This window comes from Leeuwenhoekiella polynyae (assembly GCF_004104075.1).
Lineage (GTDB): Bacteria > Bacteroidota > Bacteroidia > Flavobacteriales > Flavobacteriaceae > Leeuwenhoekiella > Leeuwenhoekiella polynyae.
Genome location: NZ_QOVK01000015.1, coordinates 19379 through 37842, shown reverse-complemented (window position 1 = coordinate 37842; position 18464 = coordinate 19379). Strand labels below are relative to the sequence as shown.

Genomic DNA, 18464 nt, shown 5'->3' with positions numbered 1-18464 from the left:
TTATGGTTGTTATCTACCTTATTTGATCTAAAGGGTTTCTAATACTTTTTTGATTATTCTTATAATTAGTCAGACTCATACCAGTTTCACTTTTAAACAGCCTACTTAAATGATTTACATTACTGTAATCAAGCAGCTGACTTATCTCCGTAAAATTACCCTCTTGTAATTGAATCAGCTCTTTCACTCTTTCTATCTTGAGTTTTATAAAGTATTTTTCTATGGTAATATGCTCCGTAACAGAAAATATTTTACTGATTTTTGAGTACTCAAGGTTTAATTTACTTTCCAAATGCTTGGACAGCGTTTTATTTAATTGAAGTGGTAATTTTTGTAATAATTTAATAAGTTCAATTTTAACTTGCTCTACTAATTGCTGGTCTTGCGCCAGTAAAATTTCGAAACCATTGTTTTCTAAAACATTTTTTATATTTTCAAAATCATCTATAGATTTCTCTTCGTAAATAATAGAACCCAATTCAATATGCTTTAAGTGAATCCCTAATGTTTCAACATCACTCTGGATTGTTTTAATACAGCGATTACACACCATATTTTTTATAAATAATTTCTTTTCCATCCGGTTAGTTGATTAGGTAATTAACAATTGCAGATTGTGTGTAATACTTCTGTATCGATTCCACTTGATTTAACTGAAATTTGAGCTGTAACTCTTGGATATCCAGCACATCATTAAAATCAATGGTGCCCGTTTCATAGTTTTTAATGAGAATTTCTTCAGCATCTTCTGCTTGTTTCAGATTGTTCTCTTGTGTATTATATGCTATTCGTGCTTGGTTGCGTTGCGATATTGCTTTTGCGAAAGCGGATTCCAAAACATTCAATCGTTGTGCTTTTTGAGTCTCGATTTCTTGTTGGCGCAAGTCATTTTGCCTTGAAATAGATTTATACCGATTATTAAAAATGGGAATGGAAACTGAAACCATAGGCATTAGTATATCCTTTCCATTGTCTATTGGATTCATATCCGCTCGCTCGCTCACTGGTAGATAATCAACCCCAAAACCAAACATAGGTAATGCCTCACGCTGGTTGAGCAATTCAGATTGTGCTATAGATTCGTAGAGTTTATCATATTTAAGCAGTTCAGGATTAAGTGATAGTGCATCTCTACCAGATACGGCGTTTTCACTTGGAATTTCCATTAATGTGACCACATCAACCATCATAGTTCCATCACGATTGAGTAGCTTATTGAAGGTGATTTGTTCTGACCCAAATTCCTCTTCGAGCACCTCTTTTTGCTGTTGCAATTCATTTTGACGAATCTGTAATCTCAAAACGTCAACAGAAGATGCCTTGCCTACTTCAACCGATGTAAGGGCAAGACGCTCATAGGTTTCTAATAATTTAATGTTCTTATCGAGCACCCTTTGCTTTGCTTGTATTTCATACAAACGATAATAGGATTGAGCTACAGAAAGTGCCAGTTTTCTTTTGGCAATTATGATTTCCACATATTCAGCTTCAGCCATTGAGGCTGCATAATTTTCTCTTGCCGTTATGGTCCCGAACCAAGGCAACATTTGCTTAAAGCCAATACGTGCTCTCTGCGCCCCAACACGGGTCTCGGGCTCACTGACAAAGTACCCAGCACTCACTTCAGTATTAGGCAGCCAGTTTGCTTCGTTCACTTTTTCTTCGGCGATGTTATAGCGCAGTTCAAAGGCTTGAATCTCGGGGTTGTTAGATTGTGCCTCTTCAATGTATGATTGTAGTTGTTGCGCTTTCGCGAAAGCGGAAACAAACAAAAGACAGGTAATAATTTTTATATTTTTCATTTGTTTGCTCGTTTAAGTTGGTACTCTTTTTTCCAGCTATATAATACTGGTACTAAAAAGTAGGATGTAATATCTATAATCATCCCACCGAAAATGGGGATTGCCATAGGTATCATAATATCGCTTCCTTTTCCCGTAGAAGTAAGTACAGGTAAGAGTGCAAGCACGGTGGTAACAGTAGTCATCAAACACGGACGAATTCGCTTTCCAGCAGCTTCTAATGTGGCAAGTCGGATTCCTTTTTTATCATTGGGATTCTCTCTGTCAAAAGTTTGTGTGAGGTAGGTAGCCATAACTACACCATCATCTGTTGCGATACCAAAAAGCGCAATAAAGCCAACCCAGACAGCAACACTTAGATTGATGGTTTTCATATTGAACAAATCCCGCATATTCTCACCAAAAAAGCTGAAATTGAAGAACCAATCCTGACCGTAAAGCCAAATCATTATAAAGCCACCTGCAAAGGCAACTGCGATTCCTGTAAATACCATCAACGAGGTGGAAACAGAACGGAACTGGAAATACAGAATCAAGAAAATAATAAGCAATGCCAAAGGCACAACTACGGAAAGTGTTTTTTCTGCGCGCAGCTGATTTTCATACGTACCCGTAAAACGGTAATTAATACCTTGTGGCACAATCAAATCACCATTGTCTATTTTTTGTTGAATGAGCGCTTGGGCATTTTCGACCACATCAACTTCGGCAAAACCATCGAGTTTATCAAACAGTACATACCCTATCAAGAAGGTGTCCTCACTTTTTATGACCTGTGGACCTTGTTCATAACGTATGTCTACCAATTCGCTCAGTGGAACCGGACTTCCTTTCTCAACCGGAACATAAATATCTTTTAAATCTTCTGGGTTTGCACGCAACTCACGCGGATAGCGCACTCTTACTCCATACCGCTCACGACCTTCTACCGTTTGAGTAAGCGGCATACCGCCCACAGCTACCTGAAGTACTTCCTGAACATCCATTATGGAAATTCCATAGCGTGCCAATTGGTCTCGTTTTATATCAATTAGTAAATAGGGCTTGCCCACAATACGGTCTGCAAAGACAGCTTGTTCTTTTACACCTTCAGCTTGTTTTAAAATGTCTTCGAGCTGTAGACCAAAAGCTTCTATTGTTTTCAAGTCTGGCCCTTTAACTTTTATACCCATAGGCGCACGCATACCTGTTTGAAGCATTACGAGCCTTGTCTCGATAGGTTGTAGTTTTGGTGCAGAAGTCACCCCTGGAAATTTGGTCACTTTCACAATCTCATTCCAGATATCGTCTGGGCTGTCGATTTCTGGCCGCCAGTTTCGGTAATATTCACCGCTGCCGTCTTCAATTAAATCGTTATGGGTTGCATTTGTTTTTAGTTGCGAGGCCTCATAATTAGCGTCATCATCGATTTCATTATTTGGATTAATAATGAATTTATCATTTTTCAGAACAAATAAACCATCATCGTTTACGCGGTAGCGTTGTCTCTCGCCATTCTTGTTTCGCATATATTCAGACTTATACTGAATCACATTTTCATACATCGAGAGCGGCGCAGGGTCAAGAGCAGATTCTGTTCTACCCGATTTACCTACTACCGTTTCGATTTCAGGAATACTGGCTACGGCCATATCAAGCTGCTGTAACACACGCTTGTTTTCTTCAACACCTGCGTGTGGCAAGGATGTTGGCATTAACAGGAATGAGCCTTCGTTGAGCGATGGCATAAATTCTTTACCCGTGTTGCGCATTATTATGGCCCCTAAAATCAACACTGTGGTCGGAATTATTAAAAACAGTAATCGGTTTTGAAGTGCCCAACGTAATATAGTGTCGTAATATTTTTGGAAAATTGAAAACGCCCCCAGTAATCCGAAACAGATAATCGCAACAAAAATCAAGTTCATTATAATACCGCGGTCAAAACCTAGTGGTCGCCAGTATTCGGCTAGAAGGAAAACAATAGCAATACAAGAAATAACGATATGTATTAGATTGGCTCTTTTTGCCGTGATAATATCGCGTACACTCAAAATTGCAACGATTCCATAGGCAATTAATATAATACCCAACCAATAACCATAGAAGATGGCTGTGATACCAAGGACGATGAGAACAGCATTAATAATATATTTAGCGTGCTCCCTAATAGTACTCTTTTTGAAAAGGAATGCGGCAAATGGTGGTATCAAGAAAAGGGCGATAACCAAAGACGCCGTGAGCGCCATTGTCTTTGTAAATGCGAGTGGACGAAACAACTTTCCTTCAGCACCTATCATAGTGAATACAGGAATAAAACTGATAATGGTTGTTAATACTGCCGTTAAAATTGCACCAGAAACTTCAGCAGTTGCATTGTAGATGATTTCATTTGTGGTGTACTCGATTCCGCTTTCGCGAAAGCGTAATTTTTCATCTTCCAAATGCCGAATCATATTTTCGGCCAGTATAACGCCCACATCCACCATTGTACCTATAGCAATGGCAATCCCTGACAATGCTACAATATTTGCATCTACATCAAAAAGTTTCATTGCAATGAAAACCATTAATACTGCAACGGGTAACAAACCTGAAATTAAGATGGATGCGCGTAGGTTGAACACCATTACGATAATGACCAGAATGGTTATTAAGATTTCAAGCGTGAGTGCTTCATTAAGCGTGTGTAGGGTCTCTTGAATAAGCTGGGTACGGTCGTAAAAGGGGACAATGGTCACTTGTGAGGTGCGGCCATCTGCCAGAACTTTTGTTGGAAGCCCAGATGACAGTTCAGCGATTTGCTCTTTTACATTATTGATAACTTCCATAGGGTTGGCGCCATATCGCGCTACCACAACACCACCAACAACTTCGGCACCTTCTTTATCTAAAATACCACGACGAGTTTGCGGTCCCAAATGAACAGTTGCGATGTCTTTTATTCGGATAGACGTAAAATTCTCTGAAGTGACCACGGCATTTTCAATATCTGCAACGGATTTTACATAGCCCAAACCACGAACCAGATATTCGGCCTGATTGATTTCCAATGTTTGTGCACCAATATCTTGGTTGCTCTGCTTAACGGCTTTGACAATGGCACTTAATCCAATATTGTATTGGCGCATTTTCTCCGGGTCCACATCTACTTGATATTCCTGAACATAACCGCCGATAGACGCTACTTCGGAAACACCACTTGCCGATGACAATCCGTATTTCACATAATAATCCTGTATACTACGCAGTTCCTGTAAATCCCAACCACCGGTTACATTACCATCCTTGTCACGACCTTCTAGGGTGTACCAGAATATTTGTCCTAAACCTGTGGCATCAGGGCCCAAAGCTGGGTTAACGCCATCTGGCAGCAAGTTGGAAGGAAGCGAATTGAGTTTTTCGAGAATGCGACTACGTGACCAGTAAAACTCCACATCTTCTTCAAAAATGATATAGATACTGGAAAACCCAAACATAGAGGAACTACGAATAGTTTTCACGCCTGGAATACCTAGAAGCGAAGTTGTAAGTGGATACGTAATTTGGTCTTCAATATCCTGTGGCGAGCGCCCTTGCCATTTGGTAAAAACAATTTGTTGGTTTTCACCAATATCGGGAATGGCATCCACAGCTACAGGGTCAGTAGGCAAAATACCGGTCTCCCAATTAAAAGGTGCGTTTACAACGCCCCAACCGACGAACAAAGCTAATAGTAAAACAGCTACTAATTTATTTTCTATTAGAAATTTGATGCTTTTATTCAGCATAGAAATGATTATTAAGTAATTATAAATCTTGTTTAAAAGTGACAAACAAGCAGAAATGTCCAAAACAAATTAATGCAGGACTACAGTTCTAATTACTTAAAAATCAAATAAGGAAAGTCTGGTCTAAAACTTGAATATCCCTGACCAAGGGAGGAGGCGTATAATCTCTGTATGAATTTAAATCTTCTTGAGATTCGAAAAATAAGTGTATATAGGTATGGATAAAAGCAGCAACAAATAGTTGTTGGTCTTTATCTAATTTGTCGAACGATGTTTTTAAAGTATCTTGCCCTTCAACAATCACTTGTTCATCACTACAGCAATCTTTTTTAGAAATATCACACTCTGATGACTGCGATTGCTGTTGAACATCCATACCGCAAGTTTGAGCGTGACCAAATAATGAAGAGTCCACAAAAATATCTCCACAATAATGACTATCTACCGTAAATGATACGGTTGACAACAACACTAACAGTGCCATAGAGAATGTTGATATTTTAAAAAAGATTTTCTTCATTAATTTTACAAAAATACAAAATTTCAAGTAAATTTTCTTTATTTAACAAATAATTTTGATTTCATATGCAACATATTCTCCTAAATCTATATGAAAGATTATCTAATTTCTAGAAAAATGCCGAATACAAACCTGTTTTAAATTTATTATTAAGAATTGTTCTAAATAAGTTTGTTTTTTTAAATTTCATTTCTATTTTTGTCGCTGAAATAATCACTTACTTATATTAAGTCTAAATAAATTTAATGATGAAAAAAATGTTTTTTACCGCAATTATAGGAAGCCTTATTTTTGCTTCGTGTTCTTCTGATGATGAGCCGATTACTGAAACCTCAAACATTGAGGTGCCTTCAAACTACACCTTCGAAAGAGATGGACAATCCACAGTGGATTTTAGTGGCCAGACCACCCGAATTTTAATGGCTGAAGAAATCCTTAATTCCTTTACAGATTTCGAAAACACGACTGTGATATCCTTGCAGGCAATGTATGCACATCAGGAAGGGGACCTAGATTTTTCAGACGCTGCCTTAAATGCGTCAGATAAAAACGTACGCAGTAAAACGGCTGCGTCCCAAGATTATTTTAGCGCAAACACCACAGAAGCGGCAGCTATAAGAAACCTATTCGATAGCTATATTTCCGGTCAGGTCAATGAGGTATTCCCTAACAAGGATGTCCTAGCAGTCGCTGGCAGTGCCGGTCAACTTGCCGATGGGACAAAAACCCGGTATGTTAACGCTAAAGGACTTGTGTACAACCAAATGTTTGCAAAAAGCCTTATTGGGGCGCTGATGGCAGATCAGATGCTTAACAACTATCTCAGCATAGCTGTTCTTGATGCTGATAATAAAGTTGCGGACAACGACAATGGGATTACAGAGGATGGAGAGACCTTTACCACGATGGAACATAATTGGGACGAGGCCTATGGATACCTCTACGGAACATCCGTTGATGCAGCCAACCCGAATGTAACCATTGGGGGCGATGATAGTTTTTTGAATGATTATTTGGGCACAGTAAACGCAGACCCGGATTTTTCTACCATTGCTGCCGATATTTTTGATGCATTCAAATTGGGTCGTGCCGCGATAGTGGCAAAAGATTATACAGTACGGGATACCCAGGCTGCCATTATACGTCAAAAAATATCCGAGGTAATTGCCATACGTGCGGTATACTATTTACAACAAGGAAAAAATTTGCTTGCAAACGGTGATTTTGGCGCCGCATTCCAAAACCTTTCTGAGGGTTATGGGTTTGTTTTTAGCTTGCGTTTTACTAGAAACCAGAGTACAGATACTTCCTTCTTTAGCACAAGCGAAGTTGATGGTTTTACATCTGCTCTCTTGGCGGATGGACTCAATGGTTTTTGGGACCTTGAACCTTCAACACTGGACAGTATTACTGAAGCTATTGCCGCTAAATTTGACTTCACGGTCGAGCAAGCTGCCAGCGCAAATTAAATAAAAATTGAATTAGCCACATCAACCGATTTACCGCCGATGGAAAAATCGGTTGATTTAAAAAAAATAGTTATGAAACACTGGAAACTTTGGAGTTTTATTAGTATCGGACTGCTGATTGTAGCGTGTTCAAAAGATAATGGGAACGAAAACTTGCCACCGGCTAACAATAATTTTGATCGTGGCGCAATGCTTTTAAATTGGGCAGATAATATCATTGTCCCTGCATATACTTCTTTTAAAACAGAGGCCGAAAACCTGAACAATGCCGCAACGGTCTATTCAAATGAGCCTACAGAGGCAAGCCTACAGAGTTTGCGCGCCTCGTGGACAGCGGCCTACATTTCCTTTCAAAAGGTCTCTATGTTCGAAATAGGCAAGGCCGAAGAGTTACGGTACAGAAACCGACTGAATATTTATCCATCAAACACCCAAAAAATTGAAGATTTTGTAGCCACCGGTTCTTACGATCTGGCCTTGCCATCTACAATGGATGTACAGGGTTTCCCTGCTATAGATTATCTGATCAACGGTCTTGGAGCAACAGATACCGAAATTGTAAGTTTCTATACTACCAACGGCAATGCCCTGGGATATAAAAATTATCTCGGCACCCTTACGGAAACTATCCTGCAATTGACCACAACAGTACTCGATGATTGGAATGCCAACTTTAGGGATGTTTTTGTTGCAAATACTAGTTCTTCGGCTACTGGATCTGTTGACAAACTAACGAACGACTATATATTCTATTTTGAAAAATCGTTGCGGGCGGGTAAAGTAGGGATACCCGCAGGTGTTTTCTCCCAACAACCATTACCCGAAAATGTAGAGGCGCGCTATAAAAAAGATTTTTCCAAACAATTGATGCTAACAGCAGTTAAGGCAAGCCAGGATTTTTTCAACGGAAAATACTTTAACAACAATACTACCGGGGAAAGCTTCAAGACCTATCTTGATTTTTTGAACAGTATTAAAAATGGGGAGGATCTAGGTGGCCTTATCAATGCGCAGTTCAATGCTGCAGAAACCCAGGCAAATGAACTGAACAATAATTTTGCTCTACAGATTGAAACTGACAATACCAAAATGCTAAGTACTTATGATGAGCTACAACGCAACGTTATCCTCTTAAAAGTGGATATGTTGCAGGCACTGAGCATAAATGTGGATTATGTAGATGCCGATGGCGATTAGTCAATGGCCTCACGTTTAAATGCATACCGAAATATAACTACAGAGGCTGCCCCGTTGGCGGTCTTTCGTATTTTTTTTGGACTGATGATGTTTTTTGGCATCGTCCGTTTTTGGAGCTATGGCTGGATCGATAAACTTTATATTCAACCCAAATTCTTTTTTTCATATTATGGGTTTGAATGGGTACGGCCTTTGGGTGTTTACACCTATTTATTGTTCTTTATCTGCGGTATCTCCGCAATCTGCATTGCGTTGGGGTATCGATACAGAATGGCGATCATCCTTTTCTTTTTAAGCTTTACCTACATCGAGTTGATGGATAAGACGACCTATCTTAACCATTACTATTTTATTAGTTGTCTTAGTTTTTTAATGATCTTCCTTCCCGCAAATGCCTATTATTCAATGGATGCACAAAGGAATAAGGATAAGGCCTATAAACAGATTCCCAAATGGACCGTTGATGCCATAAAATTATTGATTGCACTAGTCTATTTCTACGCCGGTCTGGCAAAACTGAACAGCGACTGGCTCGTTGGGGCAATGCCGCTTAAGATATGGTTGCCGGCCCAATATGACCTGCCATTGTTGGGAAATTTAATGCAGCAACAATGGCTTCACTATGCCTTTAGCTGGGGCGGTGCCGCCTATGATCTGGCGATACCGTTTTTGTTGTTTTATAGACCCACCCGTTGGGCAGCTTTCGGTCTGGTGGTAATTTTTCATTTGATGACCCGCATCCTCTTTCCCATAGGTATGTTCCCTTATGTGATGATAGTGAGCGCACTCGTTTTTTTCGATGCGGGAGTCCACCATAAAATATTGAAAACGCTTTCGACTATTTTTAGGATTAAAAAGGAAAAGGCAGATGCAGGGATACGCAATAAAACCTATCGCAATAAAACCATGGCCCCAATGCTTATCGTGGGTTTGTTTATTGCCTTTCAGTTACTTTTTCCTTGGCGTTATCTGCTCTACAAAAACGAGCTTTTTTGGACCGAGGAGGGATACCGTTTTTCTTGGCGGGTAATGCTAATGGAAAAAGCTGGATATGCACAATTTAAGATTGTGGATAAAAAAAAGGGAACAGCTTTCCTTGTTGACAATACCGATTTTCTGTCAACATTTCAGGAAAAACAGATGAGCACCCAACCCGACTTTATCCTTCAGTACGCCCAGTTCCTCGGAAAACATTTTACAGCACAAGGCCATAAAAATGTAGCGGTCTATGTAGAGAGCTATGTAGCACTGAATGGCAGGCTTAGCCAACCTTATATTGACCCAAAAGTAAATTTACTGGAGCAAGAAGAGTCGTTTGGGCCTAAGGACTGGATATTGGAATTTAAGGATGAAATCAAAGGTTTTTAAACAAAAAAATGTATTTAAAAAAAGAACATATAATCGCAACCCTATTTTTTGCCTTCACAAGTTCTGCAATGTTTGCACAATATGTGGTTCAGGGAAAAGTAGTTTCTGCAGCTTCCAACGAACCTGTCCCAAATGCCGAAGTGTTTCTCACTACTCTAAGAAAATCAACCATCACGAATGATTTTGGGGATTTCAAATTTCAGGACATTCCAAAAGGGACCTATAATTTTACCGTATTTGCCTACGAGTATGCTATACTGGATCACGAGGTTAGCATTTCCGATGATACGTCACTGAACTTAGAACTTGAATCTTTGGGCATAGAACTTTCTGAAGTAGTGGTCACCCAAAGAAAAGAACGCCTTTTCGCCCTAAAACGATTAAGGGACGTTGAGGGAACTGCCATTTATGCGGGCAAGAAGAGCGAAGTGGTATTGGTAAGCAACCTTACCGCTAACCTTGCCGGCGGTAATGCCAGGCAGATATACTCCCAAGTGGTCGGGCTCAATATCTACGAAAACAACGATGCGGGACTGCAATTGAATATTGGTGGGCGTGGCCTCAATCCCAACCGCAGTGCAAACTTCAATACAAGACAAAATGGTTATGACATCTCTGCAGATGTACTGGGATATCCCGAAAGTTACTATACACCGCCGGCTGAATCCATTTCAGAGATCGAAGTGGTACGCGGTGCGGCATCTTTGCAGTATGGGACACAATTTGGAGGCCTTATCAATTTTAAACTGAAACAACCCGATCCCAACAAGAAAATAGAGTGGATATCCCGGCAATCCTTGGGTTCTTACAACTTGTTCACCAGTTTTAACAGTTTAGGCGGGACCTTGGGCAAGGTAGGTTATTATACTTTTTTCAACTATAAAAAAGGAAATAGTTTTCGTCCCAACTCCCAGTTTGAATCCTTCAATGGCTACGTACATTTGGATTATTCGCCTACAGAAAGGACCAAAATTTCCTTTGAGGTAAGCTATTTAAACTATTTGGCACAGCAACCGGGCGGTCTTACCGATGAACAGTTTGAGGAAGACCCCACGTTTAGCAACCGAACCCGAAACTGGTTTAATGTGGATTGGAAATTATATGCTATGCGATTGGAACACGCTTTGAGCAATAAAACCGATTTTAGCCTCAACCTCTTTGCCTTGGACGCCTATAGGAAATCGGTTGGTTTTCGCGAAAACAGGGTTTCACAGGAGGATGATGTGGAGGCTCCAAGGGAATTGATAGTAGGTAATTTTAACAATTGGGGGGCAGAGGCCCGTTTGTTGACGCGGTATAATTTCTTCGGAAAAGAGAATACGGTGCTTTTTGGTGGAAAGTACTATCAATCCAATAATACAGAGCGGCAGGGGCCCGGCAGCAACGGCAGCAACGCCAATTTTAATTTTGAAGAACAGACCTACCCCAACTACCCAAGGCAAAGCGATTTTAGGTTTCCGAACTTGAACCTTGCCCTGTTTTCCGAAAATGTCTTTAAGTTCTCCGAAAAAATTTCGGTAACTCCTGGGCTACGGTTTGAATATATAAAGACTAGAAGTAGGGGCGAATTTAAACGGATCAACTTTGATATTGCAGGTAACCCCATCTTAAACGAAGATGTGGCGGATAACCGTGATCTTGAACGTTCTTTTATTTTATTGGGTGTTGGGCTAAGTTATAAACCCCATAAAACGGTTGAACTATATGGGAATATAAGCCAGAATTACCGCTCGGTTACTTTTAATGATATTAGAATTACCAATCCGTCATTGACCGTAGATCCCAACATCAAAGATGAGCAAGGATATACTTTTGATATAGGGGCTCGCGGGCGAATAAAGAAATACCTTTCCTATGATGTGGGAGCATTTTTTTTAAATTACAAAGATCGTTTGGGTGTGATATTACGGGAAGTAAGTGATATCCAACAGGAGCGGTTTAGAGGGAACATAGGGGATGCCATTACCTATGGCATTGAAAGTTTTGTGGACTGGAATATATGGGAAACCCTGTCCACAGAAAAAAACGATATCAAACTCGGTACTTTTGTCAACCTGGCCCTTACAGATTCAAAATACACCTCTTCCCAAGAAAACAATGTGAAGGGCAAAAAAGTGGAGTTCATTCCCGGTATTAACCTAAAAACAGGATTAAATTTTGGGTATAAAGACTTTTTGGGTAGTTTGCAATATACTTATTTGGGCCAACAGTTTACCGATGCCACCAATTCGCCCAGGGATTTTCAAAGCCAGAGTGGTATTGTAGGTGAAATACCTGCCTATAATATTATGGATCTTTCTTTTTCCTATACCTATAATCGGTTTAAACTGGAAGCGGGGGTCAACAATGTTTTGAACGAAAGTTATTTTACACGCCGTGCGACGGGCTATCCGGGCCCAGGGATCATACCAAGTTTACCACGAACCATATATGTGCTCTTACAACTTAAATTTTGAGTTAATCTGCATTAATGACAAAAATCATATTTCTGTTGAACCTTTAAAATTATCTTCGCATTAATTAATTTTGCTGTTAATTCATAAAAATTTGATAACAAGCTTGTTAAACAGCAGCATTTAATTTACGAAAACATTTAATGTTAGACAAAATTTATTAATACTGTGAAATCTTTTTTTACCAAAATACTATCTTTTTTTTTAGCAGTTTTTATACTGTTTTCTACTTCTTCTTTCACGGTGGATATGCACTTTTGCTGTAATAAATTGGTGGATATGGCTTTTTTTAGTAAGGCAGAATCCTGTATGGAGATTGTACAAAAAAAAGATAATAATTCCAAGCAATGTACTTCCATACAAGAGAAAAGTTGTTGCGATAATCAAACCATTGTAAAAGAAGGAGATGACACCTTTAAGAAGTCCAATACAATTTTAGAGATTGATACTTTAGTTTTCATAAATACTTTTTTTAATACTTATATTAATCTGTTCGAGGGGCTAGAAGAAAACGTCATTTCTTTTAAAACCTACAGGCCGCCTTTATTATCTACAGATATTATAATTCTCAACGAGACCTTCTTAATTTGATTTTCTACATCGCAGATTGACTTTAATCTGCATTCCCTCTATAGCCAAAGTTTCACTTCTGGCTAACATTTGTTGTACTCTATTTTCAGCATCACAAAATATTATTAACCCTGTAAGATATAGACTTTTCAAACCATTAACTTAAAACTCAATGATAATTTTATTTACTATAAGCAATTAAAAAGCATTTTGGATTATGAGTATGGTACGTAATCGCTGCCTAAAAGTAATTAAGCAGAAGTCACAGGAGCATCAAAGTGACTGTTCTTCCTTAATATTAGGAAGATCATTGGTTGAGCACTTATAAAACCCGTGAATAAAATTGTAGGTATCTTGAAAAAAGTACCTGACCTACGGTAGCAAAAATCAACATTAAGGCCTATGCCTTGGGAATTCGCATTAAGCAACTCAATTATACTGTTAACGAGAAATTAAATGCACAAGGTCTATTGACCTTTCAAAAATTTACCGAAGAAGACAACAGTTATTTTACAATGACTTATAAATAAAAATAAATGAAAAATTATGACACCCTTTCAGAAGCTATTAACGATTTACAGGCAAACGAATACCCTTATGATTTCAACTTAAAACCTGAATGTCTGGAATGTGCTTCCCTGAAAATTGAGATTCGACCAGAAGATTTTAATGTGGATAAAATATATCGCTTTGAAGGAATGAGCAGTACCGATGATAACAGCATTTTATATGCAATATCTTCCAAAAAAGGGCTTAAAGGTCTTTTAGTTGATGCTTATGGCGTCTATGCCGAAAACATATCGGAAGCAATGAGAAAAAAATTACGATAACACTTAAACAATACTATAATGGAAAATCACGAGCAGCACAAAAACAACGAAATGGACCATTCGAAAATGGATCATTCTAAAATGAACCACGAAAAAGAAGATCATTCCAAAATGGATCATTCCAAAATGAAAAATGGAGATGGAGACCATTCGGGTCATAATCCGGGTCACGGACAAATGGGTCACGACCATCATAAAATGATGATTGCAGACTTTAGAAAACGGTTTTGGGTAACGCTAGTACTTACTATTCCAATATTGTTCTTCTCGCCAATGATTCAAGATTTTTTTGGGTATGAATTTTTACTTCCCGGAAATTCTTATATTCTTTTTGCGCTTTCTACCATTGTATATTTCTATGGCGGATGGCCTTTTCTTAAAGGATTTGTTTCCGAAATAAAGAATGGTGCACCTGGGATGATGACACTTATATCTATGGCAATAAGTGTCGCCTATTTCTACAGTTCTGCAACTGTCTTTGGTTTACGAGGAGTTGACTTTTTCTGGGAGCTGTCAACCCTAATTGCTATTATGCTTGTTGGTCATTGGATAGAAATGAAAAGTGTATTAGGCGCTTCAAAAGCATTACAACTTTTAGTTAGTATGATGCCTGCCGAAGCTCACAGGGTAAAAGGCGACACTATTGAAGATATACCACTTGAAGATTTGTTAAAAAATGACGTGATTTTGGTAAAGCCTGGAGAGAAAGTTCCAGCTGATGGTATCATAGTAGAAGGTTCAAGTTATTTAAACGAATCAATGCTTACAGGGGAGTCCAAGCCTGTGAAAAAAGAAGAAAAGGATAAGGTAATAGGTGGTTCAGTAAATGGCAATAGCACTTTGAAGGTAAAGGTGGAACATACAGGAAAAGACAGCTATCTCAATAAGGTTATTACGATGGTTGAGGAAGCACAAAAGACCAAATCTAAAATGCAAAACCTTTCCGATAGGGCAGCAAAATGGTTGACTTATATAGCTTTGGCTATTGGTTTTGGTACGTTGGCAGTTTGGCTGATTTTAGGCTTTCCGTTTGTGTATGCATTAGAAAGAATGGTTACCGTTATGGTCATCGCTTGTCCACACGCATTGGGTCTTGCAATTCCTCTTGTAGTTGCCATTTCTACTGCTGTATCTGCACAAAATGGATTATTAATCCGTAATAGAACTGCCTTTGAAGAATCACGTAAGATATCCGCCTTACTATTTGACAAAACAGGGACTTTGACCAAAGGGGACTTTGGCGTTACTCGAATCAAATCTGTAAATGCGTCCTATTCAAACGATGAAATCTTAAGACTGTCAAGTGCGTTGGAACAAAGTTCAGAACATCCAATTGCTGTTGGGATTATTAAAAAAGTTAAAGAAGACAATATTACAATCCCAAAGCCTGAAAACTTTAATGCGATCACTGGTAAAGGTGTAGAGGCAAATGTAGAAGGAAAGCAAGTAAAAGTGGTTAGTCCTGGTTATTTAAGGGATGAAAAAATAACTATTCCTGAAGATGCTTATAGTGACGCTGCTGAAACTGTTGTATTTGTATTAATTGAAGGACAACTAGCAGGATACATTGCGCTTGCTGATGAAATAAGACCTGAATCTGCGGAAGCTATAAAAATATTTAAAAAGAATAATATCAAAGTTTTGATGGCAACTGGGGATAACGAAAAAACAGCCAAAGCTGTGAGTGAAAAATTAGGGTTGGATGGCTATTATGCCGAAGTGCTACCACACCAAAAAGTAGAAATTGTAGAAGAGTTGCAAAACAAAGGAGAGTTTGTGGCTATGACTGGAGATGGCGTAAACGATGCGCCCGCACTTGCCAAAGCTGATGTAGGAATCGCTGTTGGTTCTGGTACTGATGTAGCCGCCGAAACAGCCGATATTATATTGGTAAATAGCAATCCACAAGATATTGCAAACCTAATTTTGTTCGGAAAGGCTACATACAATAAAATGATTCAGAACCTAATATGGGCAACTGGGTATAATGTGGTGGCCATTCCATTAGCTGCAGGTGTTCTATACTCTTCCGGCTTTGTTTTGGGACCAGCTGTAGGAGCGGTATTTATGAGTTTGAGTACAATTATAGTGGCTATTAATGCGCAATTATTGAAGCGAAAAATCGGTAAAAAATAAATGGATAGAAAAGAAAAACTCAACAGGATATTTTTAATTCTATTGAGTTTGTTTGTAGTGATGTTGGGCTATGGCATTTTATTACCTACCCTTCCCTATTATACCGAACGATTAGCGTTAAAGGACAATCTTGATACTGTGACCTTATCAATTTCCATATTGGATTGCTTACGAGCATTTATCCATTTTTTCAGTTATTATTTGTGGTGGTTTGGGGAAAGCTTTCAGACAAATACGGTCGTAAACCCATTATTATTTGTGGACTAATCGGTTTTGTAATTATGCAATTACTTACTGGTCTGGCCACATCCTTGACAATGCTCTATATCGCTCGAATCTTTGGTGGTATTTTCACGTCTTCAGTTATTCCAGTTAACAACGCATATTTAAGCGATATTACTTCTGAAAAACGGAGAACAAAAATAATGGCTTGGTCTGGCGTTGCCATTAGCTCTGGGGTTATTTTCGGCCCTGTCATTGGTGGCTTTTTATCCCAAACTGACATTCATATAAGATATTCTATAGGTCTGCTGCATTTAGACCGATTTTCAGTCCCCTTTTTATTCGTTGCCATACTAGGATTAATTGTCCTTTTCGTTGTGATGAAATGGCTAAAGAACACCGCTCGTGTAGATAAGTTCACTACAAAAAAAGTAAGCTTGCGTTTCACATTTACTAAATATTTTATCGTATTACTGGTATTATCCTTTGTCATTCAATTTGTAGTGACTTTGTTTGAAACTGCTTTTTCAATCTATGGTAAAGATGAATTAGGGTTTAACAGTAATCAAGTCGGTATTGGTTTTATGCTATGTGGTTCAATAATGGCTGTTTTACAACCCGTGTTCGCTACTTACGGAGAGAGGTTTTTATCCACAAAGAAACAAATTGCTCTAGGGCTATTTATATCTGGATTATCCTTAATAGCCTTTCCATTTTTTAATAATGAAATTTTGGTATATGCATTAATCATTGTATTTGCTGCTGGAGGTGCTATGGTAACACCAAATTTGCTATCGGCCGTATCACTGATATCAAACAAAGATACTGGCAGGAACATATCTATCCAGAGCTCGACCAATAGCATTGGTCAGATTCTAGGCCCCGTTTTAGGAACGTGGCTGATTACAGGTGGTTTTTACTATCCTTTCATTATTGCCGGAATCATTGTTTTGGTTGCTATTAGCACTCTATTTTTTCTTAAAAATCCGCCATAAAATACATACGTATTACTTATAGATGTTTAACCCAAATCCAAAGCCCCAATAATACTATGCACAAGCTAATTCATATAATACTAGACAATTATAAAGAGGAAATAAAAATAGTTGAGGAATCTAACCTTGGCGATTTCAATAATGTTGAAAAAGGTATTTCCATTTCAAGACGATATTTACAAAAGTTACGAATATGTGTTAGGGAAAATGAATTCGTGGATCAACAGAACGAAATAATATTCTTTAAAAAACATAAGCCTTACATCTACAGCAGATTAAAATTTTATGCCCAACTCTATAATTTTTTAATAAATAGGCCTGCGGGAACAATAAAATCCCAAGAAGAATTTATAGATTCAGAAATAAATAGGCTTCAAGAAAGCAATAGACGAAATATAGACTTTATCAAATATTACAGAGAGGATTCTGAACTTTTAGATGAATTTTATTTTTTACGCGGACACGACAAAATTAGCTTGGTTTCTGACACATCACACTTTTATACTGATGCAGAATTTTCTACAAGCCACGATAGCGCTATTGCAAAAATTATGGCATATGACCTTCTAATTAGCCACTACGTTGGGGAATTAAGTTATTTAAGAGACCTCTCCTACAGTAAACCCAATAAATTGAACACTTTATCAAATGGTGAGCGACTTGGTTGGACAGCCTCAAAAACAGACCTCATTGAATTGATTTATGCCTTACAGGCATCTGGGGCAATAAAAAGTGGTACCGCTGGCATTAAAGAAATGGCTTCAGCTTGTGAGGATATATTTGAACTCAAACTCGGAAATGTATATAGAACTTTTCTAGAAATTAGAGAACGAAAAATTGACCAAACCAAGTTTATCGATAGACTAAAATCAACACTTTTAAGGCGAATGGAAGAAACGGACGGATAATTTTTTTAAAATTCAAAACGTTAAAATTTTTCCCAAGTTGGGTTGAACTTGGGAAAAAGTAAAATTAATTTTATTTATCGTCATTTGGTATAGATGATTTAAAGAACAAACCCCAAATAGAACTAATCTAAACCATTGAAAATGAACAAATAAAAACACCCTACTTGGGTGCAACTTGGGATTAAAATCCAATAAACCATCCCAAATTTGTAGAACGAAAGTCAAATCAGATCAGGGGCTATCAA

General features: G+C 38.3%; 13 protein-coding genes. 9 read left to right on the top strand and 4 right to left on the bottom strand.

Features of this window, described 5'->3' with window-relative positions; translation table 11 throughout:
- Window positions 1-13: 13 nt before the first annotated feature.
- The 4 genes from DSM02_RS14275 to DSM02_RS14260 form a co-directional block, all read right to left on the bottom strand.
- Window positions 14-580, bottom strand: coding sequence for a helix-turn-helix domain-containing protein (locus DSM02_RS14275; RefSeq protein ID WP_008610774.1), 567 nt, complete (start codon window positions 578-580; stop codon window positions 14-16).
- Between the two features lie 4 nt (window positions 581-584).
- Window positions 585-1802, bottom strand: a complete 1218-nt coding sequence (locus DSM02_RS14270; protein WP_013073636.1) for a TolC family protein — start codon at window positions 1800-1802, stop codon at window positions 585-587.
- Window positions 1799-5551 carry an efflux RND transporter permease subunit gene (locus DSM02_RS14265; protein WP_013073637.1) on the bottom strand — a complete coding sequence of 1251 codons (3753 nt, stop codon included), beginning with the start codon at window positions 5549-5551 and terminating at the stop codon, window positions 1799-1801. Before DSM02_RS14265 ends, DSM02_RS14270 begins: the two co-directional genes overlap by 4 nt.
- Before the next feature lie 103 nt (window positions 5552-5654).
- Window positions 5655-6071 (bottom strand): HYC_CC_PP family protein, encoded by a 417-nt coding sequence (locus DSM02_RS14260; RefSeq protein WP_013073638.1) that lies wholly within the window; start codon window positions 6069-6071, stop codon window positions 5655-5657.
- A 248-nt stretch (window positions 6072-6319) separates the two neighbouring features.
- On the opposite strand from DSM02_RS14260, the gene DSM02_RS14255 reads away from it, so the two are divergent.
- The 9 genes from DSM02_RS14255 (at window position 6320) to DSM02_RS14215 (ending at window position 18219) form a co-directional block, all read left to right on the top strand.
- A complete protein-coding gene (locus DSM02_RS14255; protein ID WP_031427476.1) occupies window positions 6320-7540 on the top strand; it encodes a DUF4856 domain-containing protein in 1221 nt (406 codons plus the stop codon).
- Window positions 7541-7612: 72 nt separating this feature from the next.
- The gene (locus DSM02_RS14250; protein ID WP_031427475.1) at window positions 7613-8737 is read left to right on the top strand and encodes an imelysin family protein; all 1125 of its coding nucleotides are present in this window, start codon (window positions 7613-7615) and stop codon (window positions 8735-8737) included.
- Window positions 8738-8740: 3 nt separating this feature from the next.
- Window positions 8741-10105: an HTTM domain-containing protein gene (locus tag DSM02_RS14245; RefSeq protein WP_031427474.1), complete on the top strand. Its 1365-nt coding sequence runs from the start codon at window positions 8741-8743 to the stop codon at window positions 10103-10105.
- Window positions 10106-10113: 8 nt separating this feature from the next.
- Window positions 10114-12561: a TonB-dependent receptor gene (locus tag DSM02_RS14240; protein ID WP_031427473.1), complete on the top strand. Its 2448-nt coding sequence runs from the start codon at window positions 10114-10116 to the stop codon at window positions 12559-12561.
- 165 nt (window positions 12562-12726) lie between these two features.
- A complete protein-coding gene (locus tag DSM02_RS14235) occupies window positions 12727-13149 on the top strand; it encodes an HYC_CC_PP family protein (RefSeq protein WP_128766269.1) in 423 nt (140 codons plus the stop codon).
- Window positions 13150-13664: 515 nt separating this feature from the next.
- Entirely contained in the window at window positions 13665-13958 is a 294-nt protein-coding gene (locus DSM02_RS14230) for a hypothetical protein (protein ID WP_031427471.1), read from the top strand.
- A gap of 18 nt (window positions 13959-13976) precedes the next feature.
- Complete coding sequence (locus DSM02_RS14225) at window positions 13977-16094, top strand: copper-translocating P-type ATPase (protein WP_031427470.1); 2118 nt, start codon at window positions 13977-13979, stop codon at window positions 16092-16094.
- Window positions 16095-16258: 164 nt separating this feature from the next.
- Window positions 16259-17311 carry an MFS transporter gene (locus DSM02_RS14220; RefSeq protein WP_240674067.1) on the top strand — a complete coding sequence of 351 codons (1053 nt, stop codon included), beginning with the start codon at window positions 16259-16261 and terminating at the stop codon, window positions 17309-17311.
- A gap of 56 nt (window positions 17312-17367) precedes the next feature.
- The gene (locus DSM02_RS14215; protein WP_031427469.1) at window positions 17368-18219 is read left to right on the top strand and encodes an RteC domain-containing protein; all 852 of its coding nucleotides are present in this window, start codon (window positions 17368-17370) and stop codon (window positions 18217-18219) included.
- The last annotated feature ends 245 nt before the right edge of the window (window positions 18220-18464 follow it).

Coding starts and splice junctions, on each gene's coding strand:
- DSM02_RS14275 (WP_008610774.1), bottom strand. CDS start 580: ATGGAAAAGAAATTATTTATAAAAAATATGGTGTGTAATCGCTGTATT.
- DSM02_RS14270 (WP_013073636.1), bottom strand. CDS start 1,802: ATGAAAAATATAAAAATTATTACCTGTCTTTTGTTTGTTTCCGCTTTC.
- DSM02_RS14265 (WP_013073637.1), bottom strand. CDS start 5,551: ATGCTGAATAAAAGCATCAAATTTCTAATAGAAAATAAATTAGTAGCT.
- DSM02_RS14260 (WP_013073638.1), bottom strand. CDS start 6,071: ATGAAGAAAATCTTTTTTAAAATATCAACATTCTCTATGGCACTGTTA.
- DSM02_RS14255 (WP_031427476.1), top strand. CDS start 6,320: ATGAAAAAAATGTTTTTTACCGCAATTATAGGAAGCCTTATTTTTGCT.
- DSM02_RS14250 (WP_031427475.1), top strand. CDS start 7,613: ATGAAACACTGGAAACTTTGGAGTTTTATTAGTATCGGACTGCTGATT.
- DSM02_RS14245 (WP_031427474.1), top strand. CDS start 8,741: ATGGCCTCACGTTTAAATGCATACCGAAATATAACTACAGAGGCTGCC.
- DSM02_RS14240 (WP_031427473.1), top strand. CDS start 10,114: ATGTATTTAAAAAAAGAACATATAATCGCAACCCTATTTTTTGCCTTC.
- DSM02_RS14230 (WP_031427471.1), top strand. CDS start 13,665: ATGAAAAATTATGACACCCTTTCAGAAGCTATTAACGATTTACAGGCA.
- DSM02_RS14225 (WP_031427470.1), top strand. CDS start 13,977: ATGGAAAATCACGAGCAGCACAAAAACAACGAAATGGACCATTCGAAA.
- DSM02_RS14215 (WP_031427469.1), top strand. CDS start 17,368: ATGCACAAGCTAATTCATATAATACTAGACAATTATAAAGAGGAAATA.